Here is a 17,701-nt window from a genome sequence, read left to right on the forward strand (position 1 = left end):
GGCTTTATTTGTCTATTGAAAATGCGTAAAAACAGTCTGTTAGAAGGCGTTAAATAAAGATTTTTAACACTGACAAGAAAAAACACTTTACAAAGTGTTGGAGTATCTGATAATATACTATCTTGTGTGAAACTATTCGGAGGTGCAATATTAAATGGCAGTAAAAATTCGTTTAAAAAGAATGGGAGCAAAAAAATCTCCTTTTTATCGTATCGTAGTAGCAGATTCTCGTTCACCACGTGATGGACGTTTTATTGAAACAGTAGGAACTTACAATCCAGTAGCAAACCCTGCTATCGTAGAAATCAACGAAGATAAAGCTCTACAATGGTTACAAAATGGTGCAAAACCATCTGATACAGTTCGTAACCTATTCTCTAACCAAGGTATTATGGAAAAATTCCATAATATCAAAAACGGTAAATAATTTTTGATGCAATGAAAGAGCTTATAGAAACGATTGTTAAGCCCCTTGTTGATTTTCCAGAGGAAGTTGCTGTAACTGTAACAGAAGAGGATAATCGTATCACTTACTTGCTTTCTGTCAACGAGAATGACATCGGAAAGGTAATAGGGAAGCAAGGGCGAGTTGCAAGAGCAATTCGAACGATTGTTTATGCAGCAGGATCATTACAACAAAAGAGAATTATTGTTGATATTAGAGATTAAATGAAAGGAAGGAGGGGGAACCCTCCTTCCTTTGTTTTTTAGGAAAAAACAGAAGCCGTTGGCTGATAAATTGGAATTTTGGCTGATAAGGGTGCAGAGTTGGCTGATATAACGAGATTTTGGCTGATAAGGGTGCAGAGTTGGCTGATATAACGAGATTTTGGCTGATAAGGGTGCAGAGTTGGCTGATATAACGAGATTTTGGCTGATAAGGGTGCAGAGTTGGCTGATATAACGAGATTTTGGCTGATAAGGGTGCAGAGTTGGCTGATATAACGAGATTTTGGCTGATAAGGGTGCAGAGTTGGCTGATAAATTGGAATTTTGGCTGATAAGGGTGCAGAGTTGGCTGATATAACGAGATTTTGGCTGATAAGGGTGCAGAGTTGGCTGATATAACGAGATTTTGGCTGATAAGGGTGCAGAGTTGGCTGATATAACGAGATTTTGGCTGATAAGGGTGCAGAGTTGGCTGATATAACGAGATTTTGGCTGATAAAGGAGCAACATTGGCTGATAAATTGAGATTTTGGTTGATAAACGCACTTGATTTGAAAAATCAATTCCTCCCTGCTTTTAGACGAAAACAGCAATATATGTTACCTTGTTAGTAGTAAGTACTAAAGCTGTCATCTGTTAGGAGGAAGTGTATGAAGATTCTTCAGTCTGTAACAGTAAAACAAGTCTTAACCGAGGCTACAAGAAAGTCGATTTCCAATCGATACATGCAAGAAATACAACAACTAGAAAAAGAAGTGCAGCAGCTTCAATTTGAAGAAAGAAAACAATTAAAAAATCATCCTTCTGGTTCGGAAATAAAAAGTTTTTTTCGTAAGGAAGTTATAAATAAACTAGAGAAACAAAAATTGATAGAGTTTCAATTAGATCAATTACATATACTACCATTAGAGACAGAAATCAAAGAACAGGAAGTAACGGCTGTTGTCGATGTGGAGATCGGACAGGTTTGGGAAAGTGCTAATAAGACGATTATTGTGAAAGATGGAATAGTGGTTGATATTCGATAGAGGTGAAAGTAATGGAAAAATGGTTTAATGTCGGAAAAGTTGTGAACACACATGGAATTAGAGGGGAAATTCGGGTAATTTCTCGAACTGATTTTCCAGAGGAACGATATAAGGTTGGCAATACGATCTATTTTTTTCAAACAGATAAAGCGGATCCCCTTGAGCTGAAAATTAAAAGCCATCGCGAACATAAAAATTTTAATCTACTTACGTTTGAAGGCTACGATAATGTAAATAATGTGGAATTTATGAAGGGCGGTCTCTTAAAAGTGCCGGAAAGCTTTCTAGGAGAGCTGGCAGAAAATGAATACTACTTTCATGAAATCATTGGTTGTAAAGTGGTAACGGTTGAAGGAGACGAGCTTGGTGAAATAACAGAGATTCTAACACCAGGTGCAAATGATGTTTGGGTTGTTAGAGGAAAAAATCGAAATGAAATATTGATTCCTTATATTGAAGATGTGGTAATGAAAGTAGATGTAAAAGAAAAAGTAGTTGTAATTGAGCCAATGGAAGGGCTGTTGTCTTAATGAAAATCGATGTACTCACTTTATTTCCAGAGATGTTTGAAGGGGTTCTCCATAGTTCCATTTTAAAAAAAGCGCAAGAAGCGGAAAAAGTAGCTTACAATGTTATTAATTTTCGTGATTACTCCGACAACAAACATCAAGCCGTTGATGATTATCCATACGGAGGCGGGGCTGGGATGGTGTTAAAACCTCAGCCGATATTTGATGCTGTCGATGCTTTAAAACCAAAAGAAGAAGGATTAAAGCCTCGTGTCATTCTTATGTGCCCTCAAGGCGAAAGATACAGTCAATCGAAAGCGGAAGAATTAGCAGAAGAGGAGCATTTAATCTTCATCTGTGGACATTATGAAGGCTATGATGAAAGAATTAGAGAGCATTTAGTAACAGATGAAATCTCTATTGGTGACTATGTTCTTACTGGCGGCGAATTAGGCGCTATGGTCGTTATTGATAGTGTAGTACGGTTATTGCCAGGTGTGCTTGGAAAAGAAGCATCCCATGTAAATGATTCCTTTAGCACTGGTTTACTAGAACACCCCCATTACACAAGACCAGCGGATTTTCGCGGTATGAAGGTGCCAGACACTTTATTATCTGGAAATCATGCGCATATTGATGAATGGAGAGAAAGGGAATCCTTTCGTAGAACGATTGAAAGACGACCTGATTTACTAGAAAATTATCCGCTAACAGAGAAGCAGCAAAAGCTAATAACGGAATTAAAAAAACAGCATCATCCAAGTTGACATAATTTGATTATGTTAACATAGTCTTATCCGAAACAACAAAGTCCTATTATTTTTAAAAAAATATTGCTGTTATTCTACTTTTATGTTAATATAACACTTGTGACTTAAGCAGATGTATTTCTGTGAAGGGTCTTATAACGATGTTCCGCTGCAAGAGGTCTCAAATTAGAGTGCAAGAGCGTCTGTTGGAAGGAGTTGAAAACGATGCAAAAATTAATAGAAGAAATTACAAAAGAACAACTTCGTGCTGATCTTCCTGCGTTCCGTCCTGGTGACACTGTACGTGTACACGTGAAAGTTGTTGAGGGTACTCGTGAGCGTATTCAGATTTATGAAGGTGTTGTAATTAAGCGTCGTGGTGGAGGAATTAGCGAAACTTTCACAGTTCGTAAAGTTTCTTATGGAGTTGGCGTTGAACGTACATTCCCTGTTCACACACCTAAAATTGCGAAGCTAGAAGTTATCCGTCGCGGTAAAGTACGTCGTGCGAAACTTTACTACCTACGTAACCTACGTGGTAAAAAAGCTCGTATTAAAGAAATTCGATAATTGTTACCAAAAAAGAGCCTGTTCTTGTAACAAGCTCTTTTTTATATCTTATTATCACAAGCTTGTACTTTTAAATATGTAATTAAAGTTAACCACCTGAGTTGATTGGAGTGGAAAACAACGGGCTTCCTTCAGAAGGTAAAAGAACATTCAATGATAATAATTCGATAGATCAACAACTGACAAACTTTCCAATTTTACTTCATCCAGAAATTCCGCTAAAATATATCATGTTAGATAAGCGTTCATTCATACATAAAAAAATACCTATATTGGTTCAGTTAAGGATTGGTGAAAGGCATGGAAACTGAAAAGAAGAAGAAAAATGAAGTATGGGAATGGAGTAAAGCACTCATTATTGCTGTCTTACTTGCTTTTGTGATTCGGTATTTTTTATTTGCACCAATAGTAGTCGATGGCGAATCCATGCAATATACATTGCTTGATCAAGATCGAATGATTGTAAACAAAATAAACTATAGAATAAGTGAACCGAAGCGTTTTGATATTATTGTTTTTCACGCACCAGAAGGTAAAGACTACATAAAAAGAGTAATCGGCCTTCCGGGAGATACGATTGAGTATCGAGATGATGTATTATATGTAAATGGACAAGCTTATGAAGAACCGTATTTAGAGCATAATAAAGAAGGAATAATTGGTTCCTTAACAGAAGACTTTACAGCAACTGTACCAGAAGGGGAATTGTTTGTGATGGGAGATAACCGTCGTAACAGTAAAGATAGTCGTCATATCGGTACAATTGGCTTTGATAAAATTATCGGCAGTACTAGTGTAGTATATTGGCCAATATCGGATTTGAAAATAGTAGAATAATGTAAGTGGAAGAAACAGAGGTGCATGCATGACTATACAATGGTTTCCAGGCCATATGGCAAAAGCTAGAAGGCAAGTAACGGAAAAATTAAAGCTGGTAGATATTATTTTTGAATTAGTGGATGCGAGAATTCCGCAATCATCTCGAAATCCAATGATCGATGAAATTATCCAGCATAAGCCGAGAATTGTTTTATTGAATAAAGCAGATATGGCAGATAAAGAACGAACAAAGGAATGGATAAGTTATTTCAAAAAGCAAGGCATTCAAGCACTTGCGATTAATTCACACGCTGGGGTTGGAATGAAGGAAATTACGGCCTTAGCGAAAGAGGTATTAGCGGAAAAGTTTGATCGGATGAAAGCAAAAGGAATTAGACCGCGAGCGATTCGAGCGATGATTGTTGGGATTCCGAATGCAGGTAAATCGACTTTAATCAATAGATTAGCGAAAAAAAATATTGCGAAAACCGGAAATACCCCTGGTGTTACGAAGGCACAGCAATGGATTAAAGTGGGAAAAGAACTAGAGCTATTGGATACACCAGGAATATTATGGCCGAAATTCGAAGACCAAGAAGTTGGTTTAAAGCTTGCTTTGACGGGTGCTATAAAGGATACCATTTTAAATTTACAGGATATCGCTATCTTTGGACTTCGCTTTTTAGAAAAAGAATATCCAGAACGATTAAAAGAAAGATATCAGCTAGAAACGATACCAGAAGATACAGTAGAGTTGTTTGATCGTATCGGAACGTTTAGAGGAGCGCTATCAGGCGGCGGCGTGATAGACTATGATAAAGTAACAGAACTGATTATCCGAGACATTAGAGGCGAAAAATTCGGACCTTTAACATTTGAAAAAACAGAGGATATGCAATAAAGCTTAAAAGAGAAGTGGCTAAAAACAGACACTTCTCTTTTTTATGGAAAGGCTATAGGTTTATTTTGTTAATAGAATCCTCTGTTGGTATCAACGAACCGAATAAAAATATTATCTAAAATTCAAATGTTTTTTGAAGGAAGATACTCATGGGAAAAACAAAAAAATATAAAGGAAGTTTCTATCAGTGAAGGTTTTTCCTCATCCCTCACCTAGCTTCCTTGATTTCTCGTAGCTTGAAATAAGGAGCTTACTGCCCATTATAAGAGTGGAATATAATAAAAAAAACGATCTATTAACCGATATAAGTAACGAGGTGTAAAAGATGAAATTAGCAACAATGAAAGAAATAAAAGAGGCGCTTGAAGCAATAAATGAAAAAAACGACCCATTTATCCTCGAATTACAAAAAGACGAGAGAAAAGGGGCTCAGAAGCTTTTAGAAGCATGGCTAAAGCGCATAGACAAGGAACAAAGGCTTCATGATCATTTTGTAACGATGAATCACTATGAAAAAGAAATTAGAAATCAAGGTTATACATATATTGCTGGAATTGATGAAGTAGGCAGAGGTCCGTTGGCAGGACCGGTTGTCACTGCAGCTGTCATCCTTCCTGAGGATTTTTATTTACCTGGCATTGATGATTCTAAGAAATTGTCCGAGAAAAAACGAGAATTATTTTACGAAGTAATTCAACAGGAAGCAATTGCTATTGGGGTCGGTATTATCCAGCCCGCCGAAATTGATCGAATCAATATTTATCAGGCGACAAAAAAGGGGATGCTCGAGGCAGTCCAAGAACTTTCTCAAACCCCAGACTATTTGCTTATTGATGCAATGAAACTGGCAACTCCCTACCCAAGTCAGTCTTTAATTAAAGGGGACAGTAAAAGTGTTTCGATTGCTGCAGCAAGTATTATCGCAAAAGTGACAAGGGATCGGATGATGAAAGAGTTACATCAAGAATATCCAGATTATCATTTCGCAAGCAATATGGGCTATGGGACACAAGAGCATTTAGTTGCCCTGAAGGAATGTGGAATTACGATCCATCACCGTAAAAGTTTTTCCCCAATAAAAGAAATGGTAGAAAATAGATAGTTTTTGCAGTGAATAGTTATGTTCGAATGGAGGAGGAAATAAAAGATGAATGTTAACCATATTGTCCAAAGTTTATTTCAAGAAAATCTTACAAGCAATAAAGCTCTTGAATTACGAGACGGACAACTAGTATATGGGAAATTAACTAAACTATTTCCTCATCAAATGGCAGAGGTGCAAATAGGCTCGCAAAAAATGCTAGCAAACCTAACTATACCATTAACTGTGGATCAAAGTCATTGGTTCCAAGTTTCTGTGACAGATGATAAACCAGTATTAAAAGTGCTCCCCCAATCACAAGAAGTACTAGCTGAAAAAGGTGATATTAGGGGATTATTTCATCAGCTGCATCTTCCTGATACGAAAGAAAATAAACTGTTAACTAGTTATCTACTATCTCATAATCTGCCTATTACAAAAGAATCAATGAAAGCATTAAGTGAATGGCTGCCACATTCGATTGGGAAGCAAGAGCTTTCTGTAATTGGCCTTATGATTGAAAGAGAGCTTCCATTAACGAAAGAAGTTTTTTCGAGTATTTCATCCTTGCAAACGGGCAAAGGAGTTAGTGTACTGATAGAGGAACTGCAATATCAGCTTTCTACCAACAACGTCAAAGAACCAACCTTATCTAATTTGCTTGCTAGTTTAAGGGAAGGGGGAAAAATTGCTCAAGATAATATTGTTGCTTCACTTAAAGAGATTTTTCATAAAATAGGCTATTCGTTTGAAGCCGAATTGTTAAAACAGGTACAGATAGAGGAGCGATCATCTCAGGAAATGTTAAAGCCGATGCTGTTAGAGTTAATGGGGAAAGACGTTCCAGCTGTTGTGAAAGAGACAGCAGGACAATTGATTAATAAAGTAACAGGTTATCAGCTAATATCTCAGCAGACAGGTCCAATTATGCAAATGATAACTGAAATTCCGCTTCGTTTTTTTAATCAACAAGTCGATGTTACGATGCAGTATACTGGGAGAAAAAAAGCGGATGGGAAAGTGGACAGTAGTTATTGTCGAATTCTATTTTACTTGGAACTTGCTCATTTAGAGGATACAGTTATTGATATAAACATTCAAAATCGTATCATGAATATGAGTGTCTTAAATGATCGAGCACTAGAACTAATGCCTTTGATTAAGAAGGCGGAAGAACCTTTAAAGGAAAAGCTTAGGGAATTAGATTATATGTTAATGTCAGTTCATGTGAAAGCTTTGACAAAAGAGAATAAGCCGCTATGGAGCTCCCCACAATCAATCAGTGCGAGTACCTACAAAGGGGTTGATATAAAAATATGACTAAACCAAATCCTTTGAAGAGAAAAGAAGCGATTGCGTTAACATATGAGCAGCATAAACATTCTGCTCCTGCTGTTATTGCAAAAGGGAAAGGGCTTGTGGCAGAACAAATTCTTGAGCGCGCCCGAAAAGAAAATATCCCGATTCAAGAAGATCCTTCTCTAGTCGAACTTTTAAGTAAATTAAATATTAATGAACAAATCCCTGAAGATTTATATATGGCAGTAGCTGAGGTTTTTGCGTTTATTTATTCTTTAGAGAAGGAAACGACTAAAAAAGATGAGGAAAAATAGTGGAAATAAAGAAAAAATATTTTTAAATGTAAAATATTTAAAGATAAAAGCCTTTTTTATAGACAAAGAAAGGTTTTTTCATTTAAAATGAAAGCGTGACCATATTTTTGTTTTTTCTAAAAACATAAACAAATCGTAAATCGCTTCAAAAAGCCTATTAATACAGTGATAACGATTTTAATGTCAAAGGAGAAAACAAAAAAAGAAAGAAATAAATTTCGTTCTTTCGTTATAAAATGTAATAATGCAGTTGTCTCCAATTTTACACAAAAAGGGAAATTAAAGGGGTGTGGAAGCTTGAATATTCATGAATATCAGGGGAAAGAAATTTTAGAATTAAACGGCGTCTCAGTACCAAAAGGAAAAGTAGCTTTTACAGTAGAAGAGGCAGTACGAGCTGCAGAAACATTAACCAGTGACGTATGGGTAGTAAAAGCGCAAATTCATGCAGGTGGTCGTGGAAAAGCTGGCGGAGTAAAGGTTGCTAAAAGTTTGGAAGAAGTAGAGACTTATGCATCCGAAATTTTAGGCAGCACATTGGTTACACATCAAACTGGTCCAGAAGGAAAAGTAGTAAAACGATTATTAATTGAAGAAGGTTGCCGAATCAAAAAGGAATATTACATAGGATTTGTCGTTGACCGTGCAACATCTCGAATTGTACTAATGGCTTCTGAAGAGGGCGGTACAGAAATTGAGGAGATTGCAGAGAAGTATCCAGAGAAAATTGTGAAAGAAGTCATTGATCCAGTGACTGGCTTAACTCCGTTCCAAGCACGACGAGTTGCGTTTGCGATTAATATTCCAAGTAAGCAAGTAAATAAAGCAGTTGCATTTATGACTGGCTTATATAAAGTGTTTGTAGACAAAGACTGCTCAATTGCGGAAATTAATCCACTGGTGCTAACAGAGGATGGAAACATTATAGCGCTAGATGCGAAGCTGAATTTTGATGCAAATGCCTTGTATAGACATAAAGATATTGTTGCATACAGAGATTTAGATGAAGAAAACGAAAAGGAATTAGAAGCTTCTAAATATGATTTAAGCTATATTGCTTTAAATGGAAATATTGGCTGTATGGTAAACGGGGCTGGACTTGCTATGGCAACCATGGACATTGTAAAGCATTATGGCGGCGAGCCCGCGAACTTCTTAGATGTTGGGGGCGGTGCTACAGCTGAAAAAGTAACAGAAGCATTTAAAATCATTCTTTCTGATTCAAAAGTGAAAGGTATTTTTGTCAATATTTTTGGCGGTATCATGAAATGTGATGTTATCGCAACAGGGATTGTGGAGGCAGCAAAGCAAGTTAGTCTTCATGTACCTCTAGTTGTCCGCCTAGAAGGAACAAATGTTGAACTTGGCAAAAAGATTCTTCGTGAATCAGGAGTAGATATTGTAGCAGCGGAATCAATGGCTGATGGTGCTGAGAAAATTGTAACCTTAGTAGAACAAGGAGGGAACGAATAATGAGTGTTTTTATTAATAAAGATACAAAAGTCCTTGTCCAAGGGATCACAGGTGCAACAGCACTTTTTCATACAAAACAAATGCTGGAGTATGGTACAAAGATTGTCGGCGGTGTTACGCCCGGCAAAGGCGGTACTACTGTAGAAGGTGTACCAGTATTTAATACTGTAAAGGATGCAGTAGATGTAACAGAGGCAAATGCATCTGTTATTTATGTACCTGCACCATTTGCTGCAGATGCCATTTTGGAAGCAGTTGACGCAGAACTTGATTTGGTAATCTGTATTACAGAGCATATCCCAGTTCTTGATATGGTGAAAGTAAAACGTTATATGGAAGGGAAAAAGACTAGATTAATAGGCCCGAACTGTCCAGGTGTTATTACGCCAGAAGAATGTAAGATTGGAATCATGCCAGGATATATCCATAAGAAAGGCCATGTAGGGGTTGTCTCTCGTTCAGGTACCCTAACATATGAGGCAGTTCATCAGCTTTCCCAGGCTGGAATTGGCCAATCTACAGCTGTTGGAATTGGCGGAGATCCAGTAAATGGAACAGATTTTATTGATACGTTAAAAGCGTTTAATGAAGATGAAGATACGTATGCAGTAATTATGATTGGGGAAATTGGTGGTACTGCAGAGGAAGAAGCGGCACGATGGGTTAAGGAAAATATGACAAAACCTGTAGTAGGATTTATCGGTGGACGTACTGCTCCTCCAGGCAAGCGCATGGGTCATGCAGGTGCGATTATCTCAGGTGGAAAAGGAACAGCAGATGAAAAAATTAATGTTCTAACTGAATGTGGCATTAAAGTAGCTCCAACACCTTCTGACATGGGAGCCACCCTAATTGAAGTATTAAAAGAGCAGTCATTATATGAAAAATGTAAAACGCATGAAGTAGTAACAAAATAAAAGAGAAACAAATCTAGCCTTGTTTTTACAAAATAAGGCTAGGTTTTTTCGTGATTTTTCAAGGGGATAGCGTAAGGAATAGGCAATCTACAGATTTACAAATGGATAGAGCGCATGAATACTAGGCATTTTTGAAAAAACTATTTATAATGAAGGAAGATAATTCCTTATTTAACATGTGTTTTTCACCTTCCTTTCTGTATTTTAAGCTGAATTATTGTGGAAAAGTAGATAAGCGAAAGGAAGAAAAGATGGAAATAGCAAATGAATCATTAATTAAATTGCACCATTGTCGAGGAATCAGTTGGAAAATGATTGATAGTCTTCTAAAAGTAGATCCTACTCTTCAGTTGGATAATATCCCTTCCTTTATATCAACCTCATTATCTCCTACTATGCAGAGGGAAATCGTTGAAACTATCCGTTCTAACCATGTGGAAGAGCAATTGAATCAGTATCGATACAATCACATCCACGTAATCACTTTTTTTGATCCATTATACCCTCCATTTCTAAAAGAGATATATCAGCCCCCTTGGGTCCTTTATGCGAAAGGAGATCTTTCTTTGCTTCAATCGAAAAAAAAACTTGCAATTGTTGGTTCGCGTATGGCTACTCTGTATAGTACCAAAGTGATTCAAAAGCTTATGAAAGAATTAGTAGCGGAAGAAATCGTGATTGTAAGTGGTCTTGCGCATGGAGTAGATTCGATTGCCCATAAGCTTGCTATCGAAAATGGCGGTAAAACGATCGGCGTTATTGCTGGAGGAATTTTTCATATCTATCCGAAAGAAAATAGGGAGTTAGCAGGAGAAATGATGAAACATCATCTAGTATTATCTGAATATCCCCCGTTAACAAAACCTCAAAAGTGGCAATTTCCGATGAGAAATCGAATTATTAGTGGGTTAAGCAATGGAACATTGATCGTAGAGGCCAAGAAAAAAAGCGGCTCCTTAATCACTGCGAACTTCGCCGTAAACGAAGGAAGGGATGTATTCGCTGTGCCAGGCAATATATTTAGCTCCTTTTCAGATGGTCCCAATGAATTAATCCAACAAGGTGCAAAGCCAGTACTTGAAGCAAAGGATATACTCGAAGAATGGAAGCATTTAATGTGAGTAAGAAAAAAAGTAAAAAGTACCGTATTTCTTATATACCAACAGTTTTCATAACAAATTTGTCAAGATAAAATAATTATTTTTACAGATTCCCAATTTAAATTAGTTTTCAATATAAAAGGAAAGTGTTACGCTATAAGCATAAAATTATATAGGGAATTATCTTTTTATTGAGAGTTTAATGCTTTTTTATTGTTGTGTTCGTAAACTTTCCATAAATTTGGATTTTTTTTCATGAAACTTCAAAAAAGTGTTGCTATTTTTAGCAATTTGTTATACATTTTGCAACGTATAGATATTTAAACTGATAAAATTACGTAAATAAAGAGAGTGAAAACGTTTGCTAGTTATCGGAATGTTTGACAAATCAAAACATAGTATACAATAATAGTGAATATTTAAATCCCTCTTAAGGAGGACAGTGGATGTCAGATTTTTTAGTAATCGTTGAGTCACCAGCGAAAGCAAAGACAATAGAACGATATTTAGGAAAAAAATATAAAGTGAGAGCATCGATGGGGCATATTAGGGATTTACCTAAGAGTCAGATGGGTGTTGATATAGAAAAAGACTTCGAACCGAAGTACATAACAATCCGTGGAAAAGGTCCCGTTTTAAAGGAACTTAAAACAGCTGCGAAAAAAGCGAAAAAAATCTACTTAGCGGCTGACCCGGATCGCGAAGGGGAAGCAATTGCATGGCATTTGGCAAATAGTTTGAATGTTGATATCGAGTCAGATTGTCGAGTAGTATTCAATGAGATAACGAAAGATGCCATTAAAGAGTCATTCAAGCATCCTCGAGCGATTAATATGGACCTAGTAGATTCTCAGCAAGCTAGAAGGATTTTAGACCGATTAGTGGGTTATAATATAAGCCCTTTATTATGGAAAAAAGTAAAAAAAGGACTTAGCGCCGGAAGAGTACAGTCTGTTGCTGTTCGTCTTATAATTGAAAGAGAACAAGAAATTAAAGAGTTTATACCAGAGGAATACTGGTCTATTGAAGGAAGTTTTATTAAAGGTAAAAATAATTTTGAAGCATCCTTTTATGGTATGAATGGCGAAAAAATCGAGCTTCATTCAGAAAATGATGTTAAGAAAATAACAAGCCAACTAAAAGGGAATAAATTTACTGTCGATAAAGTAACGAAGAAAGAGCGGAAGAGAAATCCTGCCGTTCCGTTTACAACTTCTTCCCTACAACAAGAAGCGGCCCGTAAATTAAATTTCCGTGCGAAGAAAACAATGATGCTAGCGCAACAATTATATGAAGGAATTGATCTTGGTAAAGAAGGAACGGTCGGTTTGATTACCTACATGAGAACAGACTCAACAAGAATTTCAGAAGTTGCGCAAACCGAAGCATTTGACTATATAACCAGTCATTATGGGAAAGAGTATACGAAAGAAGATAAGAAAAAAGAGAAAAAGAATCCAAAAGTTCAAGATGCTCATGAAGCAGTACGTCCAACTAGCATTATTCGCGAACCAAATAAGATGAAGGAATACTTATCTCGAGACCAATTTAGATTATATAAGCTAATTTGGGAAAGATTTATTGCTAGTCAAATGGCGCCAGCTGTAATGGATACGATGAGTGTTGATTTATCCAATGGTAACGTTGTTTTCCGTGCTAATGGCTCAAAAATTAAATTCCCTGGCTTTATGAAAGTATATGTTGAAGGCACAGATGATAATGTTGATGAAAAAGATCGCCAGCTTCCTGATTTAAAGGAAGGGGATACGGTATTAAATAAAGATATTGATACAAAGCAGCATTTTACACAGCCGCCTCCACGTTATACGGAAGCGAGATTAGTTAGAACGCTAGAAGAGTTAGGGATAGGAAGACCGTCTACCTTTGCTCCAACTCTTGATACCATTCAAAAAAGAGGCTATGTTGCTCTTGATAACAAACGTTTTGTCCCTACAGAATTAGGTGAAATTGTTTTAGAGTTAATTTTAGAATTTTTCCCTGAAATATTAAATATTGAGTTCACTGCAAATATGGAACAAGATTTAGATAATATTGAGGCAGGGGAGGTCAATTGGGTAAAGGTTATCGATGACTTTTATAAAACGTTTGAGAAAAGGCTGGAAGTAGCAGAACAAGAAATGCAGACAATCGAAATTAAAGATGAACCAGCTGGAGAAGATTGCGAAGAGTGTGGTCATCCAATGGTTTTTAAAATGGGTCGATATGGTAAATTTATGGCGTGCAGTAATTTCCCAGATTGCAGAAACACGAAAGCTATTGTGAAGGATATTGGTGTGAAATGTCCGAAGTGCCACGAAGGAAATATTATTGAAAGAAAAAGTAAAAAAAGAAGAATTTTTTATGGATGTGACCGATTCCCAGAATGTGATTTCATTTCGTGGGATAAGCCACTACAAAGACCATGTCCTAAGTGTGAGAGCATGCTAGTAGAGAAGAAATTGAAAAAAGGTGTTCAAGTTCAGTGTGTAAACTGCGATTATAAAGAAGAACCACAAAGCTAACAGGTATATCTTTATAAAGAGTAACATGAATAGGATAAAAATAGATTTTGAGGGTGAGCGTTATGCTCACTCTCTTGTCACGTTACTACCAAAGTTTATCCCAACTCTTAACGGGCAGTAGACTCCCTAAAAGCTTATGGAAATACGAGGAAGATAGGAGATCAACTGTCTGTAAAGGTCCGATTGGTTCAACTATCCATCAGTGAGGGATGAAAGAAAACCCACTGATGGAAGTTCACTTTATCACTCATTATATCAACTAAATATTATATATAATGGAAGTAAAAGTTTTTCCAACAGGAAAAAAGAATTAGTTGGAAAAATGGAGCAGCCGGAATACACGAAGACGCCACGGGGATTAGTGAGACAGTGTGAGTGTGAGACCCCGGAGGCTGAAGTGAGGAGGCTTAAGCTTAGCCCAACGGAAAGTGAAGTGTATTGCTGCGGGTAATCGCAACAAACTTTACGAAAACAGCCTTCGAAAAAATAATTAAATCTCTTGTAGTAGAAACTTTTCATTCTTTCACTCGTATAGTAAAATGCTATGAGTGAACATCATACATACTTTGTGGAAAGAAATACGATTGACAATAGTTTGCATTTTTGTTTAAGATTTCATTTTGTAATCACAGTTATTTGTCCTCTTTAGAATGTATGACAATTAAATAGGATTAGTAATAAGAGCAAGAGGGAAAAAGAAGAAATAACAGGAAAGGAAAGAATTGTCACGAACAATTCGGAACTTTGTGAAAAATATGTAAATTTATTGATTGTAGATAAAAAGTATGATAATATGATGTAGCCGTTGTGAGGTGGGGTTATGAAACAGGAATTAAACAATCATGTTCAAGCATTTATTACTTATTTGCAGATTGAAAAAAATTACTCACCATATACAATAGAATTTTATACGCAAGATATTAATCAATTCTTTCACTTTATGAAAGATCAAGTAATAGACAAGTTAGAGGACGTAAGTCCATCTGATGTAAGAATATACTTAACAGAACTTTTTTCAGAGCAATTGGCGAGAAAAACAATTGCGCGAAAAATATCTAGTTTGAGAAGTTTTTATCGTTTTTTGCTTAGGGAAAAAGTAGTAGAGAACAATCCGTTTTCTGCTGTATCGATCCCGAAGCTAGAAAAGAGATTACCTGATTTTTTCTACGAGGAAGAATTGCAGCAACTCTTTTTATCATGTGACACAAATACACCCCTTGGTTTAAGAAATAAAGCATTGCTTGAATTATTGTATGCCACTGGCATTCGTGTTGGGGAATGTACAAAAATTCAATTAAGTGATATTGATTTTAGTGTTTCTACCGTATTAGTTAGGGGAAAGGGTCAAAAGGAAAGGTATGTTCCATTTGGCAGTTTTGCACATAATGCTCTTGAAGCGTACATAAAAGCAGGTAGGAATAAGTTGATGAAGAATGCTTCGACTCATTCTTATTTGTTTGTTAATTATCGCGGAGGAATTTTAACAGATAACGGAGTTCGTGATATCTTAAATAAAATGATGAATACTTCATCCTCACAAGGAAAAATTCATCCCCATAAATTAAGACATTCCTTTGCAACTCATTTGTTGGCAAATGGTGCAGATATGAGAACGGTACAAGAATTATTAGGTCATGCATTTTTAACATCAACGCAAATATATACTCATGTTACAAACGAGTATTTAAAAAAGACGTATATGTCTTATCACCCTAGGGCATAGTCAATTGGATAAGGAGGAAGTAACATGTCTGAAATGCCACAATTTCATGCAACAACTATTTTTGCGGTAAAACATAAAGGGAAGTCGGCAATGTCTGGTGATGGTCAAGTCACATTAGGGAATGCTGTAGTGATGAAACATACTGCCCGTAAGGTAAGAAAGCTTTTTAACGGGAAAGTAATTGCAGGATTTGCGGGATCAGTTGCGGATGCCTTTACTCTTTTTGAATTGTTTGAAGGGAAATTAGATGAGTATAACGGGAACTTACAACGTGCATCAGTAGAGCTTGCGAAGCTTTGGCGCAGTGATAAAGTTCTTAGAAAGCTTGAAGCAATGTTGATTGTGATGAATGAAACAGACCTTTTATTAGTATCTGGAACAGGCGAAGTAATTGAACCAGATGATGGTATACTTGCAATCGGATCTGGCGGTAACTATGCTTTGGCTGCTGGTAGAGCGTTGAAAACTTATTCTGGAGATAATCTTTCTGCATACGACATTGCGAAAGCGGCTCTAGAGATTGCTGGTGAAATTTGTGTTTATACAAATAATAATATCATCGTGGAAGAATTATAGGGGAGGATTTTTATTATGCAAAAAAGTGCTAGTTTAACACCTCGTCAAATTGTAGAGCGACTTGATCAATATATTGTAGGACAAAAGGATGCAAAAAAAGCTGTGGCTGTCGCTTTAAGAAACCGTTTTCGCAGAGGCTTGCTAGATGAAAAGCTAAGAGATGAAATTAGTCCGAAAAACATTTTGATGATTGGTCCTACTGGTGTCGGGAAAACAGAGATTGCAAGAAGAATTGCAAAAATTGTCAATGCCCCATTTGTTAAGGTAGAAGCTACAAAATTTACAGAGGTAGGGTATGTTGGTCGCGATGTGGAATCAATGGTCCGAGATCTTGTAGAAACATCTGTTCGCTTGGTAAAAGAAGAAAAGATGTTTCAAGTAAAAGAAAGAGCGGAAATTGCAGCAAATAATCGTCTTGTTGAATTGTTAGTTCCTACTACTGCAAAGAAAACATCCAACTACAAAAATCCTCTGGAAATGCTTTTTGGCGGCGGAGCTGTGGACACAGATGAGGAAGAGTCTACAGTAGAAGAACCTAGTAAGTCTGAAAAAAGAAAAATAGTAAAAGAAAAGCTTGCCCTCGGGGAACTAGAAGAGGAAGTAGTTTCTGTAGAAATGGAAGAGCAACAGCCTTCTATGTTTGACATGCTCCAAGGTTCTGGTATGGAACAAATGGGAATGAATATGCAGGATGCTTTAAGTAGTTTTATGCCGAAAAAAAAGAAAAAACGAAAATTAACAGTTAGGGAAGCTCGAGTTGTTTTAACGAACGAGGAAGCGCAAAAACTAATTGATATGGATGAGGTTACACAAGAAGCGGTTGTTCGCGCAGAACAAATGGGTATGATATTTATCGATGAAATTGATAAAATTGCCAGCAAGTCAAATGGCAGCTCTTCTGCGGATGTTTCACGAGAAGGAGTTCAACGAGATATTTTACCTGTAGTGGAAGGTTCAACAGTTGTTACAAAATATGGATCTGTTAAAACTGATCATGTATTGTTTATTGCTGCTGGAGCATTCCATATGTCAAAGCCATCTGATTTAATTCCAGAACTGCAAGGTAGATTTCCAATTCGCGTGGAACTTACGAAATTAACAGTGGATGATTTTTATCGAATTCTTGTAGAACCAGATAATGCATTGATTAAGCAATATCAAGCGCTATTGCAAACAGAAGGTATAGAAATTGAATTTTCTGACGAAGCTATTCGTAAGATAGCTGAAGTGGCTTTTGAAGTAAATCAAAATACAGATAATATCGGTGCAAGAAGACTTCATACTATTCTGGAAAAATTACTGGAAGATTTGTCTTTCGAAGCACCAGAAATAACAATGGAAAAGATAACAATTACTCCAGCATATGTGGAGGAGAAGTTAGGAGCCATCTCAAGAAATAAAGACTTAAGTCAATTTATACTATAATTTAGTTCAATCAGAATTTTAACTCC

At 36.6% G+C, this 17,701-nt stretch carries 19 protein-coding genes; 18 read left to right on the plus strand and 1 reads right to left on the minus strand.

Annotation, left to right across the window (positions count from 1 at the left end; genetic code table 11):
- Positions 1 to 154: 154 nt before the first annotated feature.
- Positions 155 to 427: a 30S ribosomal protein S16 gene (rpsP, locus tag HHU08_RS09945; protein ID WP_016201097.1), complete on the plus strand. Its 273-nt coding sequence runs from the start codon at positions 155 to 157 to the stop codon at positions 425 to 427.
- Between the two features lie 11 nt (positions 428 to 438).
- On the plus strand, positions 439 to 669 hold the full coding sequence (locus HHU08_RS09950) for a KH domain-containing protein (protein ID WP_016201098.1): 231 nt from the start codon (positions 439 to 441) through the stop codon (positions 667 to 669).
- Between the two features lie 38 nt (positions 670 to 707).
- Here the strand turns inward: HHU08_RS09950 and HHU08_RS09955 are convergent, their stop codons facing one another.
- Positions 708 to 1,232, minus strand: a complete 525-nt coding sequence (locus HHU08_RS09955) for a hypothetical protein (RefSeq protein ID WP_169188369.1) — start codon at positions 1,230 to 1,232, stop codon at positions 708 to 710.
- An 87-nt stretch (positions 1,233 to 1,319) separates the two neighbouring features.
- Between HHU08_RS09955 and HHU08_RS09960 the strand changes: the two genes are divergently transcribed.
- From HHU08_RS09960 to hslU, 16 genes are all read left to right on the plus strand, one after another.
- Positions 1,320 to 1,697: a YlqD family protein gene (locus tag HHU08_RS09960; RefSeq protein WP_016201099.1), complete on the plus strand. Its 378-nt coding sequence runs from the start codon at positions 1,320 to 1,322 to the stop codon at positions 1,695 to 1,697.
- Positions 1,698 to 1,708: 11 nt separating this feature from the next.
- A complete protein-coding gene (rimM, locus tag HHU08_RS09965) occupies positions 1,709 to 2,227 on the plus strand; it encodes a ribosome maturation factor RimM (protein WP_016201100.1) in 519 nt (172 codons plus the stop codon).
- Entirely contained in the window at positions 2,227 to 2,973 is a 747-nt protein-coding gene (trmD, locus tag HHU08_RS09970; RefSeq protein WP_169188370.1) for a tRNA (guanosine(37)-N1)-methyltransferase TrmD, read from the plus strand. Before rimM ends, trmD begins: the two co-directional genes overlap by 1 nt.
- A gap of 207 nt (positions 2,974 to 3,180) precedes the next feature.
- On the plus strand, positions 3,181 to 3,525 hold the full coding sequence (rplS, locus tag HHU08_RS09975) for a 50S ribosomal protein L19 (RefSeq protein ID WP_016201102.1): 345 nt from the start codon (positions 3,181 to 3,183) through the stop codon (positions 3,523 to 3,525).
- A 300-nt stretch (positions 3,526 to 3,825) separates the two neighbouring features.
- The gene (gene lepB / locus HHU08_RS09980; protein WP_016201103.1) at positions 3,826 to 4,362 is read left to right on the plus strand and encodes a signal peptidase I; all 537 of its coding nucleotides are present in this window, start codon (positions 3,826 to 3,828) and stop codon (positions 4,360 to 4,362) included.
- A gap of 28 nt (positions 4,363 to 4,390) precedes the next feature.
- The gene (gene ylqF / locus HHU08_RS09985) at positions 4,391 to 5,245 is read left to right on the plus strand and encodes a ribosome biogenesis GTPase YlqF (RefSeq protein ID WP_016201104.1); all 855 of its coding nucleotides are present in this window, start codon (positions 4,391 to 4,393) and stop codon (positions 5,243 to 5,245) included.
- Between the two features lie 325 nt (positions 5,246 to 5,570).
- A complete protein-coding gene (locus HHU08_RS09990) occupies positions 5,571 to 6,347 on the plus strand; it encodes a ribonuclease HII (protein ID WP_169188371.1) in 777 nt (258 codons plus the stop codon).
- A 45-nt stretch (positions 6,348 to 6,392) separates the two neighbouring features.
- Positions 6,393 to 7,646: a hypothetical protein gene (locus HHU08_RS09995; protein ID WP_101730030.1), complete on the plus strand. Its 1,254-nt coding sequence runs from the start codon at positions 6,393 to 6,395 to the stop codon at positions 7,644 to 7,646.
- Positions 7,643 to 7,939, plus strand: a complete 297-nt coding sequence (locus HHU08_RS10000) for an EscU/YscU/HrcU family type III secretion system export apparatus switch protein (protein WP_016201107.1) — start codon at positions 7,643 to 7,645, stop codon at positions 7,937 to 7,939. The genes HHU08_RS09995 and HHU08_RS10000 overlap by 4 nt, the downstream gene beginning before the upstream one ends.
- Before the next feature lie 297 nt (positions 7,940 to 8,236).
- Positions 8,237 to 9,412, plus strand: coding sequence for an ADP-forming succinate--CoA ligase subunit beta (gene sucC / locus HHU08_RS10005; protein WP_169189650.1), 1,176 nt, complete (start codon positions 8,237 to 8,239; stop codon positions 9,410 to 9,412).
- On the plus strand, positions 9,412 to 10,329 hold the full coding sequence (sucD, locus tag HHU08_RS10010) for a succinate--CoA ligase subunit alpha (protein WP_169188372.1): 918 nt from the start codon (positions 9,412 to 9,414) through the stop codon (positions 10,327 to 10,329). The genes sucC and sucD overlap by 1 nt, the downstream gene beginning before the upstream one ends.
- A gap of 251 nt (positions 10,330 to 10,580) precedes the next feature.
- Positions 10,581 to 11,450, plus strand: a complete 870-nt coding sequence (dprA, locus tag HHU08_RS10015; protein WP_169189651.1) for a DNA-processing protein DprA — start codon at positions 10,581 to 10,583, stop codon at positions 11,448 to 11,450.
- Positions 11,451 to 11,875: 425 nt separating this feature from the next.
- Positions 11,876 to 13,951: a type I DNA topoisomerase gene (gene topA / locus HHU08_RS10020; protein ID WP_101730026.1), complete on the plus strand. Its 2,076-nt coding sequence runs from the start codon at positions 11,876 to 11,878 to the stop codon at positions 13,949 to 13,951.
- 820 nt (positions 13,952 to 14,771) lie between these two features.
- A complete protein-coding gene (xerC, locus tag HHU08_RS10025) occupies positions 14,772 to 15,674 on the plus strand; it encodes a tyrosine recombinase XerC (protein WP_016201112.1) in 903 nt (300 codons plus the stop codon).
- A 33-nt stretch (positions 15,675 to 15,707) separates the two neighbouring features.
- The gene (gene hslV / locus HHU08_RS10030) at positions 15,708 to 16,250 is read left to right on the plus strand and encodes an ATP-dependent protease subunit HslV (RefSeq protein WP_016201113.1); all 543 of its coding nucleotides are present in this window, start codon (positions 15,708 to 15,710) and stop codon (positions 16,248 to 16,250) included.
- 15 nt (positions 16,251 to 16,265) lie between these two features.
- The gene (gene hslU / locus HHU08_RS10035; protein WP_169188373.1) at positions 16,266 to 17,675 is read left to right on the plus strand and encodes an HslU--HslV peptidase ATPase subunit; all 1,410 of its coding nucleotides are present in this window, start codon (positions 16,266 to 16,268) and stop codon (positions 17,673 to 17,675) included.
- Positions 17,676 to 17,701 lie beyond the last annotated feature (26 nt).

It is taken from the genome of Niallia alba (assembly GCF_012933555.1).
Classification (GTDB): domain Bacteria; phylum Bacillota; class Bacilli; order Bacillales; family Cytobacillaceae; genus Niallia; species Niallia alba.

Bases quoted from the DNA above. Each gene is read 5' to 3' on its own strand.
- rimM (WP_016201100.1), top strand. From the start codon at position 1,709: ATGGAAAAATGGTTTAATGTCGGAAAAGTTGTGAACACACATGGAATT.
- hslV (WP_016201113.1), top strand. From the start codon at position 15,708: ATGCCACAATTTCATGCAACAACTATTTTTGCGGTAAAACATAAAGGG.
- HHU08_RS09990 (WP_169188371.1), top strand. From the start codon at position 5,571: ATGAAATTAGCAACAATGAAAGAAATAAAAGAGGCGCTTGAAGCAATA.
- HHU08_RS09960 (WP_016201099.1), top strand. From the start codon at position 1,320: ATGAAGATTCTTCAGTCTGTAACAGTAAAACAAGTCTTAACCGAGGCT.
- rpsP (WP_016201097.1), top strand. From the start codon at position 155: ATGGCAGTAAAAATTCGTTTAAAAAGAATGGGAGCAAAAAAATCTCCT.
- trmD (WP_169188370.1), top strand. From the start codon at position 2,227: ATGAAAATCGATGTACTCACTTTATTTCCAGAGATGTTTGAAGGGGTT.
- HHU08_RS10000 (WP_016201107.1), top strand. From the start codon at position 7,643: ATGACTAAACCAAATCCTTTGAAGAGAAAAGAAGCGATTGCGTTAACA.
- xerC (WP_016201112.1), top strand. From the start codon at position 14,772: ATGAAACAGGAATTAAACAATCATGTTCAAGCATTTATTACTTATTTG.
- HHU08_RS09995 (WP_101730030.1), top strand. From the start codon at position 6,393: ATGAATGTTAACCATATTGTCCAAAGTTTATTTCAAGAAAATCTTACA.
- lepB (WP_016201103.1), top strand. From the start codon at position 3,826: ATGGAAACTGAAAAGAAGAAGAAAAATGAAGTATGGGAATGGAGTAAA.
- topA (WP_101730026.1), top strand. From the start codon at position 11,876: ATGTCAGATTTTTTAGTAATCGTTGAGTCACCAGCGAAAGCAAAGACA.
- hslU (WP_169188373.1), top strand. From the start codon at position 16,266: ATGCAAAAAAGTGCTAGTTTAACACCTCGTCAAATTGTAGAGCGACTT.
- ylqF (WP_016201104.1), top strand. From the start codon at position 4,391: ATGACTATACAATGGTTTCCAGGCCATATGGCAAAAGCTAGAAGGCAA.
- HHU08_RS09950 (WP_016201098.1), top strand. From the start codon at position 439: ATGAAAGAGCTTATAGAAACGATTGTTAAGCCCCTTGTTGATTTTCCA.
- sucD (WP_169188372.1), top strand. From the start codon at position 9,412: ATGAGTGTTTTTATTAATAAAGATACAAAAGTCCTTGTCCAAGGGATC.
- dprA (WP_169189651.1), top strand. From the start codon at position 10,581: ATGGAAATAGCAAATGAATCATTAATTAAATTGCACCATTGTCGAGGA.
- rplS (WP_016201102.1), top strand. From the start codon at position 3,181: ATGCAAAAATTAATAGAAGAAATTACAAAAGAACAACTTCGTGCTGAT.